The sequence below is a fragment of the Huaxiibacter chinensis genome (assembly GCF_022171985.1).
In the GTDB taxonomy this organism is placed as follows: domain Bacteria; phylum Pseudomonadota; class Gammaproteobacteria; order Enterobacterales; family Enterobacteriaceae; genus Enterobacter; species Enterobacter chinensis_A.
The window spans coordinates 185,380-202,696 of the sequence record NZ_JAJVHF010000004.1 but is presented as its reverse complement, the minus strand read 5'-3'; the positions used below and the strand labels follow the sequence as shown (position 1 = coordinate 202,696).

Here is a 17,317-nt window from a genome sequence, read left to right as displayed (position 1 = left end):
ACTTTGAGGCATGCTCATGAGTTACCTTTTAGCGTTAGATGCAGGGACAGGCAGCGTTCGCGCCGTGATTTTTGACTTACACGGCACTCAAATTTCCGTCGGCCAGGCCGAGTGGAAGCACCTGAGCGTGGAAAATGTTCCCGGCTCCATGGAGTTCGATCTGGATACGAACTGGCGCCTGGCCTGCCAGTGTATTCATCAGGCGCTGGATCGCGCCCACCTGACCGGGGCAGAGATTCAGTCGGTCGCCTGCTGCTCAATGCGGGAAGGGATTGTGCTGTATGATCGCAACGGCGACGCCATCTGGGCCTGCGCGAACGTTGACGCGCGCGCCAGCCGCGAGGTGGCTGAACTCAAAGAGATCCACGACGACCGTTTTGAATCCGAGGTGTATGACGTCTCTGGCCAGACGCTGGCCCTGAGCGCCATGCCGCGCCTGCTGTGGCTGGCCCACCATCGGCCTGACATCTACCGCAACGCGGCGACCATCACCATGATCAGCGACTGGCTGGCGGCGAAGCTCTCCGGCGAACTGGCCGTTGACCCGTCGAACGCGGGCACCACGGGAATGCTGGATCTCTTTAGCCGCGACTGGCGTCCGGCACTGCTGGATATGGCCGGACTGCGCGCCGATATTCTCTCGCCCGTGAAAGAGACCGGCACCGTACTCGGCGTGATTACCCCGCAAGCCGCGCAGCAAAGCGGCCTGCGCGAAGGCACGCCGGTGGTGATGGGCGGCGGTGACGTGCAGTTGGGGTGTCTGGGATTAGGCGTGGTCCGCGCCGGACAAACGGCGGTGCTGGGCGGCACGTTCTGGCAGCAGGTCGTCAACCTGCCGCAGGTGCGGACCGATCCTGACATGAATATTCGCGTTAACCCTCATGTGATCCCCGGTATGGCGCAGGCAGAGTCAATCAGCTTCTTTACCGGCCTAACCATGCGCTGGTTCCGCGATGCGTTCTGTGCTGAAGAGAAGCTCATCGCCGAACGAATGGGGATGGACACCTACTCCCTGCTCGAAGAGATGGCAGGACGCGTGCCGGCTGGCTCGCACGGCGTGATGCCTATTTTCTCCGACGCGATGCACTTCAAACAGTGGTATCACGCCGCCCCGTCGTTTATTAACCTCTCCATTGACCCGGAAAAGTGCAATAAAGCGACCTTATTCCGCGCCCTTGAAGAGAATGCGGCGATTGTCTCCGCCTGTAACCTGGCGCAAATTTCCCGTTTCTCTGGCGTGCAGTTTGAGAGCCTGGTCTTTGCGGGCGGCGGCGCCAAAGGCGCACTCTGGAGCCAGATTTTAAGCGATGTCACCGGCCTGCCCGTGCGCGTGCCGGAAGTGAAAGAGGCAACCGCGCTGGGCTGTGCGATTGCCGCGGGCTCCGGCGCAGGGTTATATGCCGATATGGCCGGAACCGGCGAGCGACTGGTGAAATGGAGCCGGGAATTTACGCCCAATCCAGAACACCGTGACCTGTACGACGGCATGATGCAGAAGTGGCAGGCGGTATACGCCGATCAGCTTGGGCTGGTGGATAGCGGGTTGACGACATCGATGTGGCAGGCGCCGGGACTGGTCAAAACGGTACGTTCTGTTGCGCCTTAAAAACAGGCCGCTGGCGCAGCGATGATCGCTGCGCCAGCACACGTGAAAGAAAAGAGAGAATGTTTAACGAAGCAGCCATCGGTCAAGATTTTTTCCTATTCTGTCATCCAAATCCAAAAAATAATTTTCATAATTAGTTTTAATTATACTGCCATCCATCGCCTGCACATAAACACCGCCATAGCTATGTATATAGAATGTCAAAGTATTATCCTCAGAACGATATATATTTACCTGCAGGTCCTTATCAACGCACCGGAATTCACTTTTCGTTTGAGTGAAACAATAATAATTTTCATCCCAATGGTTATTAATATCTCTGACACCCTCTACAGCCTCCATGATGACAATATTATTAAAATCACTTATTGAAATGTTAAACTGTTCTTGCAGCACTTTTTTATTATCATTAAACCAATTTATTTTATCTCTGTCTGTTAAGGGAAGATGATCAACAGCAATAACATAATCACCTGCTAAAATATGATCGACCATTAAAACGTTAATCCGTCGCAAAGACCACATATTATATAATGCAGCAATGATAAAGAGTGCTGCCAGTGATTTTCTCATAAACAGAAGGAAAGCCATTAATACTCACCAGTGCGAAAGACGGCTTGAAAATTTGTAAAAAGTGGTTTGAAGGCAAAGTCCTTGTGCCGTGGCAAAAAAAACCCTATACGGAAGAAACGAAAATTTCTGTATATCTCTTTTTTTATATCTATAATGTCCAGCCCAAAATGTTCCTGATATTTATATATTAACGTGGTATCCCATCCCATGGCGTACTCCTGAAGTTAAAAAACGTATGTTTTGTGCAGCAACATCGTCAACTTAAATTTGCGCCATTAATCTGGCCTTTGGACGCGTTCAATTTTATCCCCTGCGACGAGTTGATATGTCGTTTGATCAGTTACGATATAAAAAACAGCTTTGCGATCCGGGTATTCATTCACAATCAATAAATGCTCCCTCAGGATACAACTGCGGTCGGTTTGAATAGTCGGAAAACACAAAAGATCCTCGTCTGGCATTTCATTATAATTTGTAAATCCCTCACCGATATCCAGGATATTGATAGAATGTATAGAATCATTGTATAAAGGATAGTTACGCGCTAACTCTTCTCGACGAGACATATACCAGTCTATTTTTTCTTTGTCCGTCCAGGGTAAATGGTCTACAACGATAGACAGATCTGAGCCAGCATCAGAATAGACATATGCTATATTGACAGGGCGCAGTGTCCAAAGGTTATAAAAACCTCCTGATAAAAATAGCAACAGAAGCATTTTTGCCATTTTATTATTCATTAATATTCACCTATTCTCACTACAGAGTGGAAATCAGTAAAGAAGGGTTTAAAAGCGTAATCTCTGTGCCTCTGTAAAAAGAACCAGATACGGAAGAAACGAAAGTTTCTGTATTTGTCTTTTTTTATATCTATAATGTCCAGTCCAAAATGATCCTGAGCTTTAAATATTAACGTAGCATCCCATCCCATGGCGTATTTCTGAAGATCGAGAAGGGTTATATTTTGTGCTGAAATATCGTGAATTGATATACCAAGTCCATTTATTCGATCTGTTTTAGAATTAAATTTATCCAAGGTTGCAGTATATAAAACCACTTTTAAATCATGTATAAGTGAACTTATATTTAGCTCATGTTTATTGTAAAGAAAATAATCATGAATGGATTCTTTTATTTTAAAAGCTGGACCTTCATGACTCATCCTTTCAATCCTGTTTTGAAAAGCGGCATTCAATCTTAAGCTGTAGAAATTACTCCCTTTTCCAAATCTAAAATGATCAATCAGCTCTCGGATCAACATCTTATATTCACCCGTAAATGAAAACATTGCCGAAAGCTCTTTCATTTCGGTAAATAAAATATTAACGCATTCCTGATGCGAAATTTTTGTTCCGCGCGGAGGCGATCCTAAAAATCCCTCGAGAGGATATCTAAGAGGGAAGTCATAGCGCACGAGCCGGTAAGGATCGACTTTTGCTGAAACATCTTTGAGTCCAAACGACAGCAATTCCCGATCCCCCATGTCGCCGCATTTCATATCGTCCGCATAATGGGCATTGAAGCCCGTGACAGTTTCAAAGAGCGTGGCGGGAAGATACATTGATGAGGCTAAACCATTAATCATTTCATATTCACCTTGTTAATAATCAATGTGTTAGCGTTATTGAAGGTGAGAATAAAATAGCTTTCTGCAAAAAAACGGAGCTTGCCTCACACTCTTCACTGAAGGGAATCCGGATAAGATCTTTGAATCCCATCACATTCACTGCACTCCCCTTTTCCCTTTTGCCCGCGACTGGCTAAATTAGTAACTCATCCGACCACATAACAATAATTTTACATTGGAAGAGAGTATGAGCCGCTATCCGTCGTTATTCGCCCCGCTCGATTTGGGATTTACCACGCTTAAAAATCGCGTCCTGATGGGGTCGATGCATACCGGTCTGGAGGAACGTCCGGACGGGGCCGAGCGTCTGGCGGCCTTTTATGCCGAGCGCGCCCGCCACGGGGTGGCGTTGATTGTGACGGGAGGCGTGGCGCCGGCGTCAAGCGGCGTGACAATGGAGGGCGGTGCGGTGCTGAACGATGTCAGCCAGTTGCCGCATCACCGGATGATAACCGACGCGGTGCATAGCGAAGGCGGCAAAATTGCCCTGCAGATTCTGCACACCGGACGGTATAGCTATCAACCGAATCTGGTGGCTCCGTCCTCGATTCAGGCCCCCATTAACCCTTTCAAACCCCATGCGCTGACCCATGACCAGATTCTGGCGTTAATCGATGACTTCGCTCGCTGTGCGGCGCTGGCGCGGGAGGCGGGTTACGATGGCGTGGAGATCATGGGTTCTGAAGGCTACCTGATTAATGAATTTCTGGCCGCTCGCACCAATCAGCGCGACGACGAATGGGGCGGAGAGTACACCCGCCGGATGCGGTTTGCCGTCGACGTGGTCCGCGCGGTACGCGAGCGGGTCGGCACCGATTTTATCATCGTATTTCGCCTGTCGATGATTGACCTGGTAGAGGGTGGCGGCACGTTCGAAGAGACGGTCAGGCTGGCACAGGCCGTGGAAGCTGCGGGCGCGACGCTTATCAATACCGGCATTGGCTGGCACGAAGCGCGCATCCCCACTATCGCCACCGCCGTTCCCCGCGCCGCATTTAGCTGGGTCACGCGCAAGCTCAAGGGCCGCGTCTCAATCCCGCTGGTGACCACCAACCGGATTAACGATCCGCAGGTCGCAGAGGATCTGCTGGTAAACGGCGACGCTGATATGGTGTCGATGGCCCGCCCGTTCCTCGCGGATGCCGAACTGCTTTCCAAAGCGCAGAGCGGACGCGCCGATGAGATCAACACCTGCATTGGTTGTAATCAGGCCTGCCTTGATCAGATCTTCGCAGGCAAAGTCACTTCATGTCTGGTCAATCCCCGGGCCTGTCATGAAACAAAAATGCCCATCGTTCCGGCCGTCACATCAAAACGCCTGGCGGTGATTGGTGCCGGTCCGGCAGGCCTGGCGTTTGCCGTCAATGCCGCGGCGCGTGGCCACAAGGTGACGTTATTCGATGCGGCGGCAGAGATCGGCGGGCAGTTTAATATTGCCAAACAGATCCCCGGCAAAGAGGAATTTTACGAGACGCTGCGCTACTACCGCCGAATGATCGACCTGACGGACGTCGATCTGCGGCTTAATCAGTATGTCATTGCGGACGATCTTTTCGATTTCGATGAAACGATCGTCGCCACCGGGATCGCCCCGCGCACGCCTGAGATCGAAGGTATCGATCATCCTAAGGTACTGAGTTATCTGGACGTACTGCGGGACAAAATGCCGGTGGGCGAAAAGGTGGCTATTATCGGCTGCGGCGGGATCGGCTTTGATACGGCAATGTATTTAAGCCAGCCCGGCGAAGCCACCAGCCAGAATATCGCTGAGTTTTGTGTGGAATGGGGCATTGATACCAGCCTGACGCAAGCGGGCGGGCTTCGTCCGGAAGGGCCGCAGCTGCCAAAAAGCCCGCGTCAGATTGTGATGCTTCAGCGCAAAGCCAGCAAACCAGGTGAAGGACTGGGCAAAACCACCGGCTGGATCCATCGCGCTACCCTGCTTTCACGCGGTGTGAAAATGATCCCGGCGGTGAGCTACCAGAAGATCGACGACGAGGGTTTACACGTGCTGACGGGCGGTGAGTCGCAGGTCCTGCCTGTGGATAACGTTATTCTGTGCGCCGGACAGGAGCCGCGACGAGAGCTGGTTGATCCCCTGCGTAAGGCGGGCAAAACGGTGCATTTAATTGGCGGGTGTGACGTGGCGATGGAGCTGGATGCGCGGCGTGCCATTGCGCAAGGGACGAAGCTGGCACTAGAGATTTAAATTTATCCCGGCGGCGCTGCGCTTATCGGGCCTACAAAACCGTAGGCCACTGCAAGCAAAGCGCCGCCGGGCACAGCGCCCTTAGCGACGGCGTCCCAGCTTCACCGCTTTTAACACCACAAACTTGTTGTTGGTGGCAATGGTGGTGCAGTTGCCGAAGATCTTCTTCAGCTTGTGGAAGTAGTCCAGATGGCGGTTCGCCACGATATACAGCTCACCGTTGATTTTCAGACAGCGGCGGGCGTGGTGGAACATCTCCCAGGCAACGTTATCCGTCAGAGCGTGCTGCTGATGGAATGGCGGGTTACAGAGCACCGCATTAAAACGGAACGGCTCTACGCCCGACAGGGCGTTATTGATCATAAACTCGCAGCGGTCCAGCGCCTCTGGCATATTGGTTTCAACGTTCAGGCGGCTGGAGGCTACGGCCATCGGCGATTCATCGGCAAAGACGACGCTGGCTTCCGGGTTTTTCTCCAGCAGGGTCAGGCCAATCACGCCGTTACCGCAACCCAGATCGACGATTTCGCCTTCCAGATTTTGCGGCAGATGTTCCATGAAGAAGCGCGCGCCAATATCCAGACCGGTACGTGAGAAGACGTTCGCATGGTTGTGAATCGTCCAGTCGGTCCCTTCCAGCTTCCAGCTTAACGTCTGTGATGCCTCTGCAAGCGCGGGTTGCGTAAAGGTACAGTTAATCAGACGCGCCTTCTTCCAGGCCAGCGTCGTCGTGGTTGTCCCCAACACTTTTTCGAACAACTCCAGGGTGGAATTGTGAATATCGCGCGCTTTCGCGCCGGCAATGATGCGGGTTTCAGGGGTCACGACCAGACGCAGCGCGCGCAGTTGCTGTTCCAGCAGCGCAAGGGTTTTCGGGATTTTAATCAACACGATACCCGGCGCCTGTGGGTAGTCGGCGGTGCTGTCGAGAAACTTAACGCTGGATTCAGCGATATCGTTGTGACGCAGGTTTTCACGCGTCGCCAGTTCACTGAGATATGAATCACCGATGCTGTAAGGCGAGTGTTCAGCCAGCGCACAGGCCAGCGCGCCGAAACTATCATTCAGGATCAGAACCGGGCCGCTAATTTCAGTTTCATCCAACTGTTGCAGCAAATATTCATCCGCCGCTTCCCACGCCTGCAGTGGGTTAACGTCGTCCGTTTCCGGGAAACGTTTAAGGTTGAGTGAACGGAAACCGTTGTCTAAGTGGCTCATCGGCCCTCCTGAGTGGTAAAATTTGGCGTTATCCCTGAAAAGGGTGCGTGAGTATACCCGTTTTATTGATCATTTGGGGCTTTGATGAACCAACTTACTTATCTCCAGGGCTACCCGGAGAACTTACTTTCCCAGGTTCGCAGCTTAATTGCCGAGCAAAAGCTGGGCGCCGTACTGGAAAAGCGTTATCCGGGTACGCATGATTTCGCGACGGATAAAGCCCTCTGGCAGTACACGCAGGATATGAAAAATCGTTACCTGCGCAGCGCACCGCCGATCAATAAGGTGATGTACGACAACAAAATCCACGTGCTGAAAAATGCCCTGGGTCTGCATACCGCCATCTCTCGCGTACAGGGCGGCAAGCTGAAAGCGAAAGCTGAGATCCGCGTGGCGACCGTTTTCCGCACTGCGCCAGAGGCTTTTTTACGTATGATCGTGGTACATGAGCTGGCGCATCTCAAGGAAAAAGAGCATGACAAGGCGTTCTATTCGCTGTGCTGCCATATGGAGCCGCAGTATCACCAGCTGGAATTTGACACCCGTTTGTGGCTGACGCATTTATCGTTAAAGAGTAATGCGCAGTAGCGCACTGGTTTTGCAATAATCACGTGCTACAGTGACAAAAGGTTCCCCGCTACGGAGTACGTAAACGTTTATGATACGTTTCGCAGTCATTGGGACGAACTGGATCACCCGCCAGTTCGTCGACGCCGCCCATGAAACCGGCAAATTCAAACTCACCGCCGTCTATTCACGCCGCCTTGAACAGGCGCAGACCTTTGCCAGTGATTATCCCGTCGAGCATCTGTTTACCTCGCTTGACGAGATGGCGCAAAGCGACGCAATAGACGCCGTCTATATCGCCAGCCCGAACTCGCTTCACTCTGCGCAAACGTTGCTCTTCCTTGCGCATAAAAAACAAGTGATTTGCGAAAAGCCGCTGGCCTCGAATATTCAGGAAGTAGAGGCCGCCATTGCGCTGGCCCGGGAAAATCAGGTGGTGCTTTTTGAAGCCTTTAAAACTGCCAGCCTGCCTAATTTCCTGCTTTTACAGCAGTCGTTGCCGAAAATTGGCAAAGTGCGTAAAGCCTTTATCAACTACTGCCAGTATTCCTCGCGCTATCAGCGTTATCTGGACGGCGAAAACCCGAACACCTTTAATCCGGCCTTCTCCAACGGCTCGATTATGGATATCGGCTTTTATTGCCTCGCCTCTGCCGTGGCGCTGTGGGGTGAGCCGCACGGCGTGACGGCCCACGCCAGCCTGCTGGAGAGCGGCGTGGATGCGCACGGCCTGGTTGTGCTTGATTACGGGGATTTCAGCGTAACGCTGCAGCACTCCAAGGTGAGTGATTCCGTACTACCGAGCGAAATTCAGGGCGAAGCTGGCTCGCTGGTGATTGAGAAAATCTCCGAGTGCCAGAAAGTGAGCATTGTGCCGCGCGGAGGGAAACCGCAAGAGCTGACGCAGCCTCAGCATATTAACACTATGCTCTATGAGGCAGAGGTCTTCGCGCGCCTGGTTGAAAACAACGAAGTAAACCACCCGGGGCTTGCCGTCAGTCGTACCACGGCGAAGCTGCAGACGGAAATCCGTCGGCAAACGGGCGTGGTGTTCCCGGCAGACGGCGTGAACGCGGAAATGACCGCGTAAAGCTGTGTAATGAAATCGGTCAGGGCATTGACGAAATCACTGTCCTGACATATTTTGTTACCTGCAAAGGGGAGTAACTTCATTGCCGGTGGGTCGTCATTACGATGCGTGCATTATCGCATCCGGTCGCCGGGCAACGCGTAAAGCAGCTAAGCGTGCTTTATGGGTTGTAAGTGAGACCTTGCCGGAAGGCGAGGTCCCTGCATATAAAACGCAACGGCTATCGTCTTCTGACTATGGCCGTTTTTGTTTTTATGTGTAAGGAAAATAATATGCATTCTGTCGGCACTCCTATGTTGTGGGGCGGATTCGCGGTTGTCGTGCTGATCATGCTGGCGATTGACCTCTTTTTGCAGGGCCGTCGCGGTGAACATGGCATGTCCATCAAGCAAGCTGCCGTCTGGTCGCTGGTATGGGTCTCCCTTTCTCTGCTCTTCTGTGCCGCCTTCTGGTGGTATCTTGCATCAACCGAAGGCCGTGCGGTCGCCGATCCTCAGGCGCTCGCCTTCCTGACCGGCTATCTCATTGAAAAAGCGCTGGCGGTGGATAACGTCTTCGTCTGGCTCATGCTGTTCAGCTATTTTGCGGTGCCTGCTGCCCTCCAGCGTCGCGTGCTGGTGTACGGCGTGCTGGGTGCGATAATCCTGCGTACCATCATGATTTTCGCCGGAAGCTGGCTGATTACCCAGTTCGAATGGCTGCTGTATGTCTTTGGCGCGTTCCTGCTGTTCACCGGTGTCAAAATGGCGCTGGCGAAAGAGGATGAGACCGGCATTGGTGAAAAACCGCTGGTGAAGTGGATCCGCAGCCACCTGCGCATGACCGATAAAATCGAAACCGAGCATTTCTTCGTGCGCAAGAACGGCCTGCTGTTCGCCACCCCGCTGCTGCTGGTGCTGATCCTGGTTGAGCTGAGCGACGTCATTTTTGCGGTAGACAGTATTCCGGCTATCTTCGCCGTCACCACCGACCCGTTTATCGTCCTGACCTCTAACCTGTTCGCCATCCTGGGTCTGCGTGCGATGTACTTCCTGCTGGCAGGGGCGGCGGAACGCTTCTCCATGCTGAAGTACGGCCTGTCGGTGATTCTGGTGTTTATTGGTATCAAGATGCTGATTGTCGACTTCTACCACATTCCGATCGCGATTTCGCTCGGCGTGGTGTTCGGGATCCTGATCGTGACGCTGTTGATCAATACCTGGGTTAACCGCCAGCACGATAAGAAGCAACACGTGGAATAATCGTCCTGCCCGGCGCATGAGCCGCCGGGCAGAACCTTCTGCGGGTACGCATAGCGCTACCCCACATTATTGTAACGAATTAGTTAAAAATTATGACGCAACACGTAAAATCCAGCATTTTACGCTTCCCTCCGCATGCGCTTTCCCTATACTCATCCAGGCAAACATCTACTTACATCCGGACATAAATGTGACTTAGAGCACATCCAGGATGGAACGCAATTTCACTTAGGAATTTTGTATGAGCACACACTCCAATGGTCTTCTTGCGCGCCTGGCGCAGGGCAGCCTCGTTAAGCAAATTTTGGTCGGGCTGGTACTGGGTATTCTGCTGGCGCTGGTGTCAAAACCCGCCGCGATAGCCACGGGAATTCTGGGCACGCTGTTCGTGGGCGCGCTAAAAGCTGTCGCACCGGTCCTGGTGTTAATGCTGGTGATGGCGTCGATTGCCAATCATCAGCACGGTCAGAAAACAAATATCCGCCCTATCCTCTTCCTTTACCTGCTGGGGACATTTTCTGCCGCGCTGACCGCGGTGGTGTTCAGTTTCCTGTTCCCGTCTACGCTGCACCTGACCAGCGCAGCGGGCGATATCACGCCGCCATCCGGCATTGTGGAAGTCTTACGCGGCCTGCTGATGAGCATGGTTTCAAACCCTATTGATGCGCTGCTTAACGCAAACTATATCGGCATTCTGGTCTGGGCGGTTGGCCTGGGCTTCGCGCTGCGTCACGGTAACGAAACCACAAAACACCTGGTTAACGATATCTCGAACGCCGTGACCTTTATCGTGAAAATCGTGATTCGTTTTGCGCCCATCGGTATCTTCGGCCTGGTCTCCTCCACGCTGGCGACCACCGGTTTCGAGACGCTCTGGGGCTACGCTCAACTGCTGATGGTCCTGATTGGTTGTATGCTGCTGGTCGCGCTGGTGATTAACCCGCTGCTGGTCTTCTGGCAGATCCGCCGTAACCCTTATCCGCTGGTTTTGACCTGTCTGCGTGAAAGTGGCGTGTATGCATTCTTTACCCGCAGCTCTGCCGCGAATATTCCGGTGAATATGGCGCTGGCCGAGAAGCTGAATCTGGATCGCGACACCTACTCGGTTTCCATTCCGCTGGGCGCAACCGTCAACATGGCGGGCGCGGCCATCACCATTACGGTGCTGACGCTGGCGGCGGTTCACACGCTGGGTATCCCGGTTGACCTGCCAACGGCCCTGCTGCTGAGCGTGGTGGCATCGCTGTGCGCCTGTGGCGCATCGGGCGTGGCGGGAGGCTCACTGCTGCTGATTCCGCTGGCATGTAACATGTTCGGCATCCCGAATGAGATCGCCATGCAGGTGGTGGCCGTCGGCTTTATTATCGGCGTGTTGCAGGACTCCTGCGAAACCGCACTGAACTCCTCTACCGACGTGCTGTTCACTGCCGCCGCCTGCCAGGCAGAAGACGCGCGTTTAGCGAAGAACGCGTTACGCGGGTAGACCAAAAGCCCGGTGGCTAACGTAAAAGCAAAACGGCAACCAAAAGGTTGCCGTTTTTACTATTAACGCCCGTTTCCGCCCGTTTCCCGCAGGAGGGCACTGACTACAGCGTCACACCACTCTTAAAGATGGCCAGCTCGCGGAAGTCGTTCTTCTCGTTACAGGTCTGCTTACCGTTTGCAAACTCAACGATGGTATCCACGAATTCATTCAACAGTTGCGGCATCGCTTTACCGTGGATCAACTGTCCGGCATCGAAATCAATCCAGTGCTTTTTCTTCGCCGCCAGTTCGCTGTTGGTGGCAATCTTCACCGTGGGGACAAAACCACCATACGGCGTACCGCGACCCGTACTGAACAGCACCATATGGCACCCGGCTCCCGCCAGGGCGCTGGTCGCCACGGCGTCGTTACCCGGTGCGCTCAGCAGGTTCAGACCCGGCGTTTTCAGACGCTCGCCATAGCGCAGCACGTCCACCACCTGGCTGGCGCCCGCTTTCTGGGTACAGCCGAGAGACTTTTCTTCCAGCGTCGTGATCCCGCCCGCTTTGTTGCCCGGCGAGGGGTTTTCATAAATCGGCTGGTTGTGGGCAATGAAATACTGTTTGAAGTCGTTCACCATGGTGACGGTTTTTTCAAACGTCTCTTCGTCGCGGCAGTGGCTCATCAGAATACGTTCTGCACCGAACATTTCCGGCACTTCGGTCAGCACGGTGGTGCCGCCGTTGGCGATCATATAATCCGAGAATCGGCCCAGCATTGGATTCGCAGTGATTCCGGACAGGCCATCAGACCCGCCGCACTCAAGACCAAATTTCAGCTCGCTCAGCTTGCCAGGCTCACGCTGGTCATGACGCATCACCTCATACAGCTGGTGAAGCTGCTCCAGGCCCGCCTCCACTTCATCATCCTGATGCTGGCACACCATAAAGTGCACGCGCTCAGGATCAAAATCCCCCAGCGTTTCGCGGAAAGCATCCACCTGGTTGTTTTCGCACCCAAGGCCAATGACCAGCACCGCACCCGCGTTCGGGTGGCGCACCATGTTTTGCAGCATGGTGCGGGTATTAATATGGTCATCGCCTAACTGCGAGCAGCCATAGGTGTGGCTGAAAAGGAATACGCCATCGGTTCCTTCGGCATTGTTGGTCTCTTTCAGAAAACGATTCTGAATCTGACGCGCAATACCATTCACGCAGCCCACGGTCGGCAGGATCCACAGTTCGTTGCGGATACCCACCTCACCCGTGGCGCGACGGTAGATCGCGATGTCGCGATCCTCTGCCTGCCCTTCTTCGGCCTGAAAATCAGGTTGATAGCTGTACTCGTCCAGATCGCTGAGATTGGTGCGGGTATTGTGGGAATGAATGTATTCACCCGGCGCGATATCCGCCAGCGCATGACCAATGGGCAACCCGTATTTCACAACGTTTTCCCCTTTTGCGATGGGGACTAACGCAAACTTATGCCCGCGGCCAACCGCCTGGCGTAAGGTGACGGATTGCGTGTCAAAAGTCACTTCGGTGCCTTCGGCCAGATCCGCCAGGGCTACCGCAACGTTATCCAGCGAATGGATCTTGATGTATTGCATATCAACCTCAAACGGCCTTAGTTCAGTTCAATGGCGAAGTAGTCACGCGCATTGTTAAAGCAGATGTTTTTCACCATTTCGCCCAGCAGTTGAATATCGGCTGGCGCTTCGCCCGCAGCCACCCAGCGGCCAATCATCTGGCACAGGATGCGGCGGAAATATTCATGGCGAGTATAAGAAAGGAAGCTGCGGCTGTCGGTCAGCATGCCCACAAAGCGGCTTAACAGGCCCAGTTGCGCCAGCTGCGTCATCTGACGTTCCATACCGTCTTTCTGATCGTTAAACCACCAGCCAGAGCCGAACTGCATCTTGCCTGGCATACCTTCACCCTGGAAATTGCCGATCATGGTGCCCAGCACTTCGTTATCGCGTGGGTTCAGGCAATAGAGAATGGTTTTAGGTAGCAGGTTCTGTTCGTTCTGTTTGCTCAGCAGTTTCGACAGCTCTTCCGCCATCGGACGGTCGTTGATGGAGTCAAAACCGACATCCGCACCCAGCAGTTTAAACTGACGCAGGTTGTTATTTCGCAGCGCGCCAATGTGATACTGCTGTACCCATTCACGACGGGCGTATTCCGCACCGAGGAAGACCAGCACGGCGGTTTTAAACTGCGCCACCTCATGCTCGCTTAAGGACTCACCCGCCAGACGACGTGCCAGAATGCTGTCGAGTTCGGCTTCGTTAGACTCGGCAAAGAGCACCACGTCCAGCGCGTGGTCAGACACTTTACAGCCGTGAGCAGCGAAGTGGTCCAGACGTTTGGTCAGCGCGGTTTGCAGATCGGCAAAGCGGCGAATATCGGTATCGGAAACCTCCGCCAGCTTCGCCATATAGTCGCTGAACGTTGCCTGTTCGATGTTGAACGCTTTATCCGGACGCCAGCTAGGCAGCACTTTGACATCGAACGTGCTGTCTTTCGCAACCGTGGCATGATGCTCCAGTGAATCGACAGGATCGTCCGTGGTGCCGACCATTTTCACGTTCATCTGCTTCATGATGCCGCGTGCAGAGAAGGCATCCTGTGCCAGCAGTTCGTTGCATTGATCCCAAATTTCGTCTGCGGTGGCAGGCGAAAGCAGTTTACCGGTGATGCCAAACGGACGACGCAGCTCAAGGTGCGTCCAGTGATAGAGCGGATTGCCAATGGTGTGAGGCACGGTTGCCGCCCAGGCGTCAAATTTCTCGCGATCGCTCGCATCACCCGTACACAGGCGCTCGGCCACGCCGTTGGTACGCATGGCGCGCCATTTATAGTGGTCACCTTTCAGCCAGATGTCATACAGGTTTTTGAAACGATAATTTTCGGCCACCTGCTGCGGCGGTAAGTGGCAATGGTAGTCGAAAATCGGCTGGTCTTTTGCGTAGTCGTGGTAAAGACGGCGGGCAAATTCGGTATCTAACAGGAAATCGTCGGTCATAAACGGCGTCATTATCGTCTTCCTCTATAACGAGAGCGTCAGAAAGCTAAAGCATATGTTCAGATGCTGCAAAGTTATCACACCAATTTCCAGCGTCAGTAGTTTTTTTCGTGAGTTAGATCAATAAACGTCGACAAATTAATTACCCTGAAAGGAGTAAACCCTCGCGCAAGCCGCGCCAGCCCTGGCTTTGTCGGCGGTAAATAATGACCACACAAAGATTCACACATTTGTGATGTCACTCACCTTTTAAAGTTGTATGACAAGTTATCTTTTCGCCGTCGCAACATATAAGCCGACGGAATGCGTTACCGGTGTTTAATCATCGGAATTAGCGGTACGGATACCGACTTATGCACGATTACAACTGGCAAGGTTCGGGCCGTTCCGGGATTTGTTTCCCGTTACGCCCTCCCGTTACAAGACAGCTCCCGGCAACGGTCGAGTTATTACCGTGCCCCGGCGCGGCATTACTATAACGATGAGGTTTTACATGCGTAAAATTAAAGGGTTACGTTGGTACATGATTGCACTGGTGACGATGGGCACCGTGCTGGGGTACCTGACGCGTAACACCATAGCGGCGGCAGCGCCAACGCTTATGGAAGAGCTGCATATTTCCACGCAGCAATACTCTTACATCATCGCGGCCTATTCCGCGGCTTATACCATCATGCAGCCTGTTGCGGGCTATCTGCTGGACGTACTGGGCACCAAAATCGGTTATGCCTTCTTCGCGGTCACCTGGGCTATTTTCTGTGGCGCTACGGCGCTGGCAGGAAGCTGGGGTGGTCTGGCGCTGGCGCGTGGTGCGGTCGGTGCGGCAGAAGCCGCCATGATCCCTGCGGGCCTGAAGGCCAGCTCCGAATGGTTCCCGGCAAAAGAGCGCTCCATTGCGGTGGGCTACTTCAACGTGGGCTCCTCCATTGGTGCCATGATTGCTCCGCCGCTGGTGGTGTGGGCGATTGTGATGCACAGCTGGCAGCTGGCGTTCATTATCTCTGGCGTGCTGAGCTTTGCGTGGGCCATGGCCTGGCTGATTTTCTACAAACACCCGCGCGATCAGAAAAAACTCTCTGACGAAGAACGTGATTACATCATTGGCGGTCAGGAGTCTCAGCACCAGACCGACAACGGCAAAAAAATGTCCGTTATACAGATTCTGGGCACCCGTCAGTTCTGGGGTATCGCACTGCCACGTTTCCTGGCAGAGCCGGCCTGGGGGACCTTCAACGCCTGGATCCCGCTGTTCATGTTTAAAGCGTATGGCTTTAACCTGAAAGAGATTGCGATGTTCGCCTGGATGCCGATGCTCTTTGCTGACCTGGGCTGTATCGTTGGCGGCTATTTGCCACCGCTGTTCCAGCGCTGGTTTGGCGTGAACCTGATCGTGTCACGTAAGATGGTGGTCACCATGGGCGCACTGCTGATGATTGGCCCGGGTATGATTGGTCTGTTCACCAGCCCGTATGTCGCCATCGCCCTGCTGTGTATCGGCGGCTTTGCTCACCAGTCTCTGTCCGGTGCGCTGATTACCCTTTCTTCTGACGTCTTTGGACGTAACGAAGTGGCAACCGCCAACGGCCTGACCGGTATGGCCGCCTGGACCGCCAGTACCATGTTCGCACTGGTGGTCGGTGCGCTGGCGGATACCATTGGCTTTAGCCCGCTGTTCGCGGTGCTGGCTATCTTCGACCTGCTGGGTGCCGTGGTGATCTGGACGGTGCTGAAAAGCAAATCGGCGGAAGAGTTACAAAAAGAGTCCCTGGGGGGACCCGCCACTCAAAGTTAGCGTCACGCGTCATATCACAGAAGCCGCCTGCGGGCGGCTTTTTTCATGGCGAAATCTGGAGACTGGCGCGCAAAAGTGGTATAACAAATAATCCGCCGTACCCTGCCTGGAGCGCATATGGAAATCACCGAACCCCGCCGCCTTTATCAGCAGCTCGCTGCTGAGTTGAAAGATCGCATTGAGCAAGGCGTATACCTTGTCGGGGATAAGCTGCCCGCCGAACGCTTTATTGCCGATGAGAAGAGCGTCAGCCGCACGGTGGTTCGTGAAGCCATTATTATGCTCGAAGTGGAAGGCTACGTTGAAGTGCGCAAAGGCTCCGGGATCCACGTTATCTCGAACCAGCCAAAACACTCGCCGGTGCCGGATGAAAGTCTGGAGTTTGCCAGCTATGGTCCTTTTGAACTGCTTCAGGCGCGTCAGCTCATCGAAAGCAATATCGCTGAATTCGCCGCGACCCAGGTGACGAAGCAAGACATCATGAAGCTGATGGAGATCCAGGATAAAGCGCGCAAAGAAAAATGCTTCCGCGATTCCGAATGGGATTTACAGTTCCACGTTCAGGTGGCCTTAGCCACGCAAAACACGGCGTTGGCCGCCATTGTCGAAAAAATGTGGACTCAGCGCGTTCATAACCCGTACTGGAAGAAACTGCACGATCATATTGATTTACGCACCGTCGATAACTGGTGTGACGATCATGACCAAATTCTTAAAGCGCTGATTCGTAAAGATCCGCACGCGGCGAAACTGGCGATGTGGCAGCATCTGGAGAACACCAAGCTGATGCTGTTTAACGAAACCAGCGACGACTTCGAATTCAACGCCGACCGCTATCTTTTTGCCGATAATCCGGTCGTTCATCTCGATACCGCCGCCAGTCAGGCAAAATAGTTTTCCTT

At 53.4% G+C, this 17,317-nt stretch carries 14 protein-coding genes and 1 pseudogene; 8 read left to right on the top strand and 7 right to left on the bottom strand.

Annotation, left to right across the window (positions count from 1 at the left end):
- Window positions 1–16: 16 nt before the first annotated feature.
- Window positions 17–1,606, top strand: coding sequence for an autoinducer-2 kinase (lsrK, locus tag LZP96_RS12725; protein WP_064327487.1), 1,590 nt, complete (start codon window positions 17–19; stop codon window positions 1,604–1,606).
- Between the two features lie 63 nt (window positions 1,607–1,669).
- Here the strand turns inward: lsrK and LZP96_RS12720 are convergent, their stop codons facing one another.
- From LZP96_RS12720 to LZP96_RS12705, 4 genes and pseudogenes are all read right to left on the bottom strand, one after another.
- Window positions 1,670–2,197 (bottom strand): DUF943 family protein, encoded by a 528-nt coding sequence (locus tag LZP96_RS12720; protein WP_064327488.1) that lies wholly within the window; start codon window positions 2,195–2,197, stop codon window positions 1,670–1,672.
- Window positions 2,197–2,391 (bottom strand): annotated as a pseudogene (locus LZP96_RS12715) (DUF3289 family protein); the annotation flags it as partial. The pseudogene LZP96_RS12715 and the gene LZP96_RS12720, both read right to left, overlap by 1 nt.
- Window positions 2,392–2,454: 63 nt before the next feature.
- On the bottom strand, window positions 2,455–2,919 hold the full coding sequence (locus LZP96_RS12710) for a DUF943 family protein (RefSeq protein ID WP_064327490.1): 465 nt from the start codon (window positions 2,917–2,919) through the stop codon (window positions 2,455–2,457).
- Window positions 2,919–3,764: a YPO3983 family protein gene (locus LZP96_RS12705; RefSeq protein WP_258926045.1), complete on the bottom strand. Its 846-nt coding sequence runs from the start codon at window positions 3,762–3,764 to the stop codon at window positions 2,919–2,921. The genes LZP96_RS12710 and LZP96_RS12705 overlap by 1 nt, the downstream gene beginning before the upstream one ends.
- 229 nt (window positions 3,765–3,993) lie before the next feature.
- Here LZP96_RS12705 and LZP96_RS12700 point away from each other — a divergent pair, with 229 nt between their 5' ends.
- Window positions 3,994–6,015 carry an NADPH-dependent 2,4-dienoyl-CoA reductase gene (locus LZP96_RS12700; protein WP_064327492.1) on the top strand — a complete coding sequence of 674 codons (2,022 nt, stop codon included), beginning with the start codon at window positions 3,994–3,996 and terminating at the stop codon, window positions 6,013–6,015.
- Window positions 6,016–6,096: 81 nt separating this feature from the next.
- Here LZP96_RS12700 and rlmG read toward each other — a convergent pair whose 3' ends face one another.
- Window positions 6,097–7,233, bottom strand: coding sequence for a 23S rRNA (guanine(1835)-N(2))-methyltransferase RlmG (rlmG, locus tag LZP96_RS12695; RefSeq protein WP_064327493.1), 1,137 nt, complete (start codon window positions 7,231–7,233; stop codon window positions 6,097–6,099).
- 84 nt (window positions 7,234–7,317) lie between these two features.
- On the opposite strand from rlmG, the gene LZP96_RS12690 reads away from it, so the two are divergent.
- The 4 genes from LZP96_RS12690 (at window position 7,318) to sstT (ending at window position 11,614) form a co-directional block, all read left to right on the top strand.
- Window positions 7,318–7,821, top strand: a complete 504-nt coding sequence (locus LZP96_RS12690) for a YgjP-like metallopeptidase domain-containing protein (RefSeq protein ID WP_064327494.1) — start codon at window positions 7,318–7,320, stop codon at window positions 7,819–7,821.
- Between the two features lie 70 nt (window positions 7,822–7,891).
- Window positions 7,892–8,890 carry a Gfo/Idh/MocA family protein gene (locus tag LZP96_RS12685; RefSeq protein ID WP_258926044.1) on the top strand — a complete coding sequence of 333 codons (999 nt, stop codon included), beginning with the start codon at window positions 7,892–7,894 and terminating at the stop codon, window positions 8,888–8,890.
- Between the two features lie 272 nt (window positions 8,891–9,162).
- Entirely contained in the window at window positions 9,163–10,131 is a 969-nt protein-coding gene (locus tag LZP96_RS12680; protein ID WP_064327496.1) for a TerC family protein, read from the top strand.
- A gap of 241 nt (window positions 10,132–10,372) precedes the next feature.
- Window positions 10,373–11,614 carry a serine/threonine transporter SstT gene (sstT, locus tag LZP96_RS12675; protein ID WP_064327497.1) on the top strand — a complete coding sequence of 414 codons (1,242 nt, stop codon included), beginning with the start codon at window positions 10,373–10,375 and terminating at the stop codon, window positions 11,612–11,614.
- A gap of 103 nt (window positions 11,615–11,717) precedes the next feature.
- On the opposite strand, the gene LZP96_RS12670 is transcribed toward sstT, so the two are convergent.
- Both LZP96_RS12670 and uxaC read right to left on the bottom strand, forming a co-directional pair.
- On the bottom strand, window positions 11,718–13,205 hold the full coding sequence (locus tag LZP96_RS12670) for a UxaA family hydrolase (RefSeq protein ID WP_064327498.1): 1,488 nt from the start codon (window positions 13,203–13,205) through the stop codon (window positions 11,718–11,720).
- Between the two features lie 17 nt (window positions 13,206–13,222).
- Window positions 13,223–14,635 carry a glucuronate isomerase gene (uxaC, locus tag LZP96_RS12665; protein WP_064327499.1) on the bottom strand — a complete coding sequence of 471 codons (1,413 nt, stop codon included), beginning with the start codon at window positions 14,633–14,635 and terminating at the stop codon, window positions 13,223–13,225.
- Window positions 14,636–15,116: 481 nt separating this feature from the next.
- On the opposite strand from uxaC, the gene LZP96_RS12660 reads away from it, so the two are divergent.
- Window positions 15,117–16,415, top strand: coding sequence for an MFS transporter (locus tag LZP96_RS12660; protein ID WP_064327500.1), 1,299 nt, complete (start codon window positions 15,117–15,119; stop codon window positions 16,413–16,415).
- A 117-nt stretch (window positions 16,416–16,532) separates the two neighbouring features.
- Window positions 16,533–17,309, top strand: coding sequence for a transcriptional regulator ExuR (exuR, locus tag LZP96_RS12655; RefSeq protein WP_064327501.1), 777 nt, complete (start codon window positions 16,533–16,535; stop codon window positions 17,307–17,309).
- Window positions 17,310–17,317 lie beyond the last annotated feature (8 nt).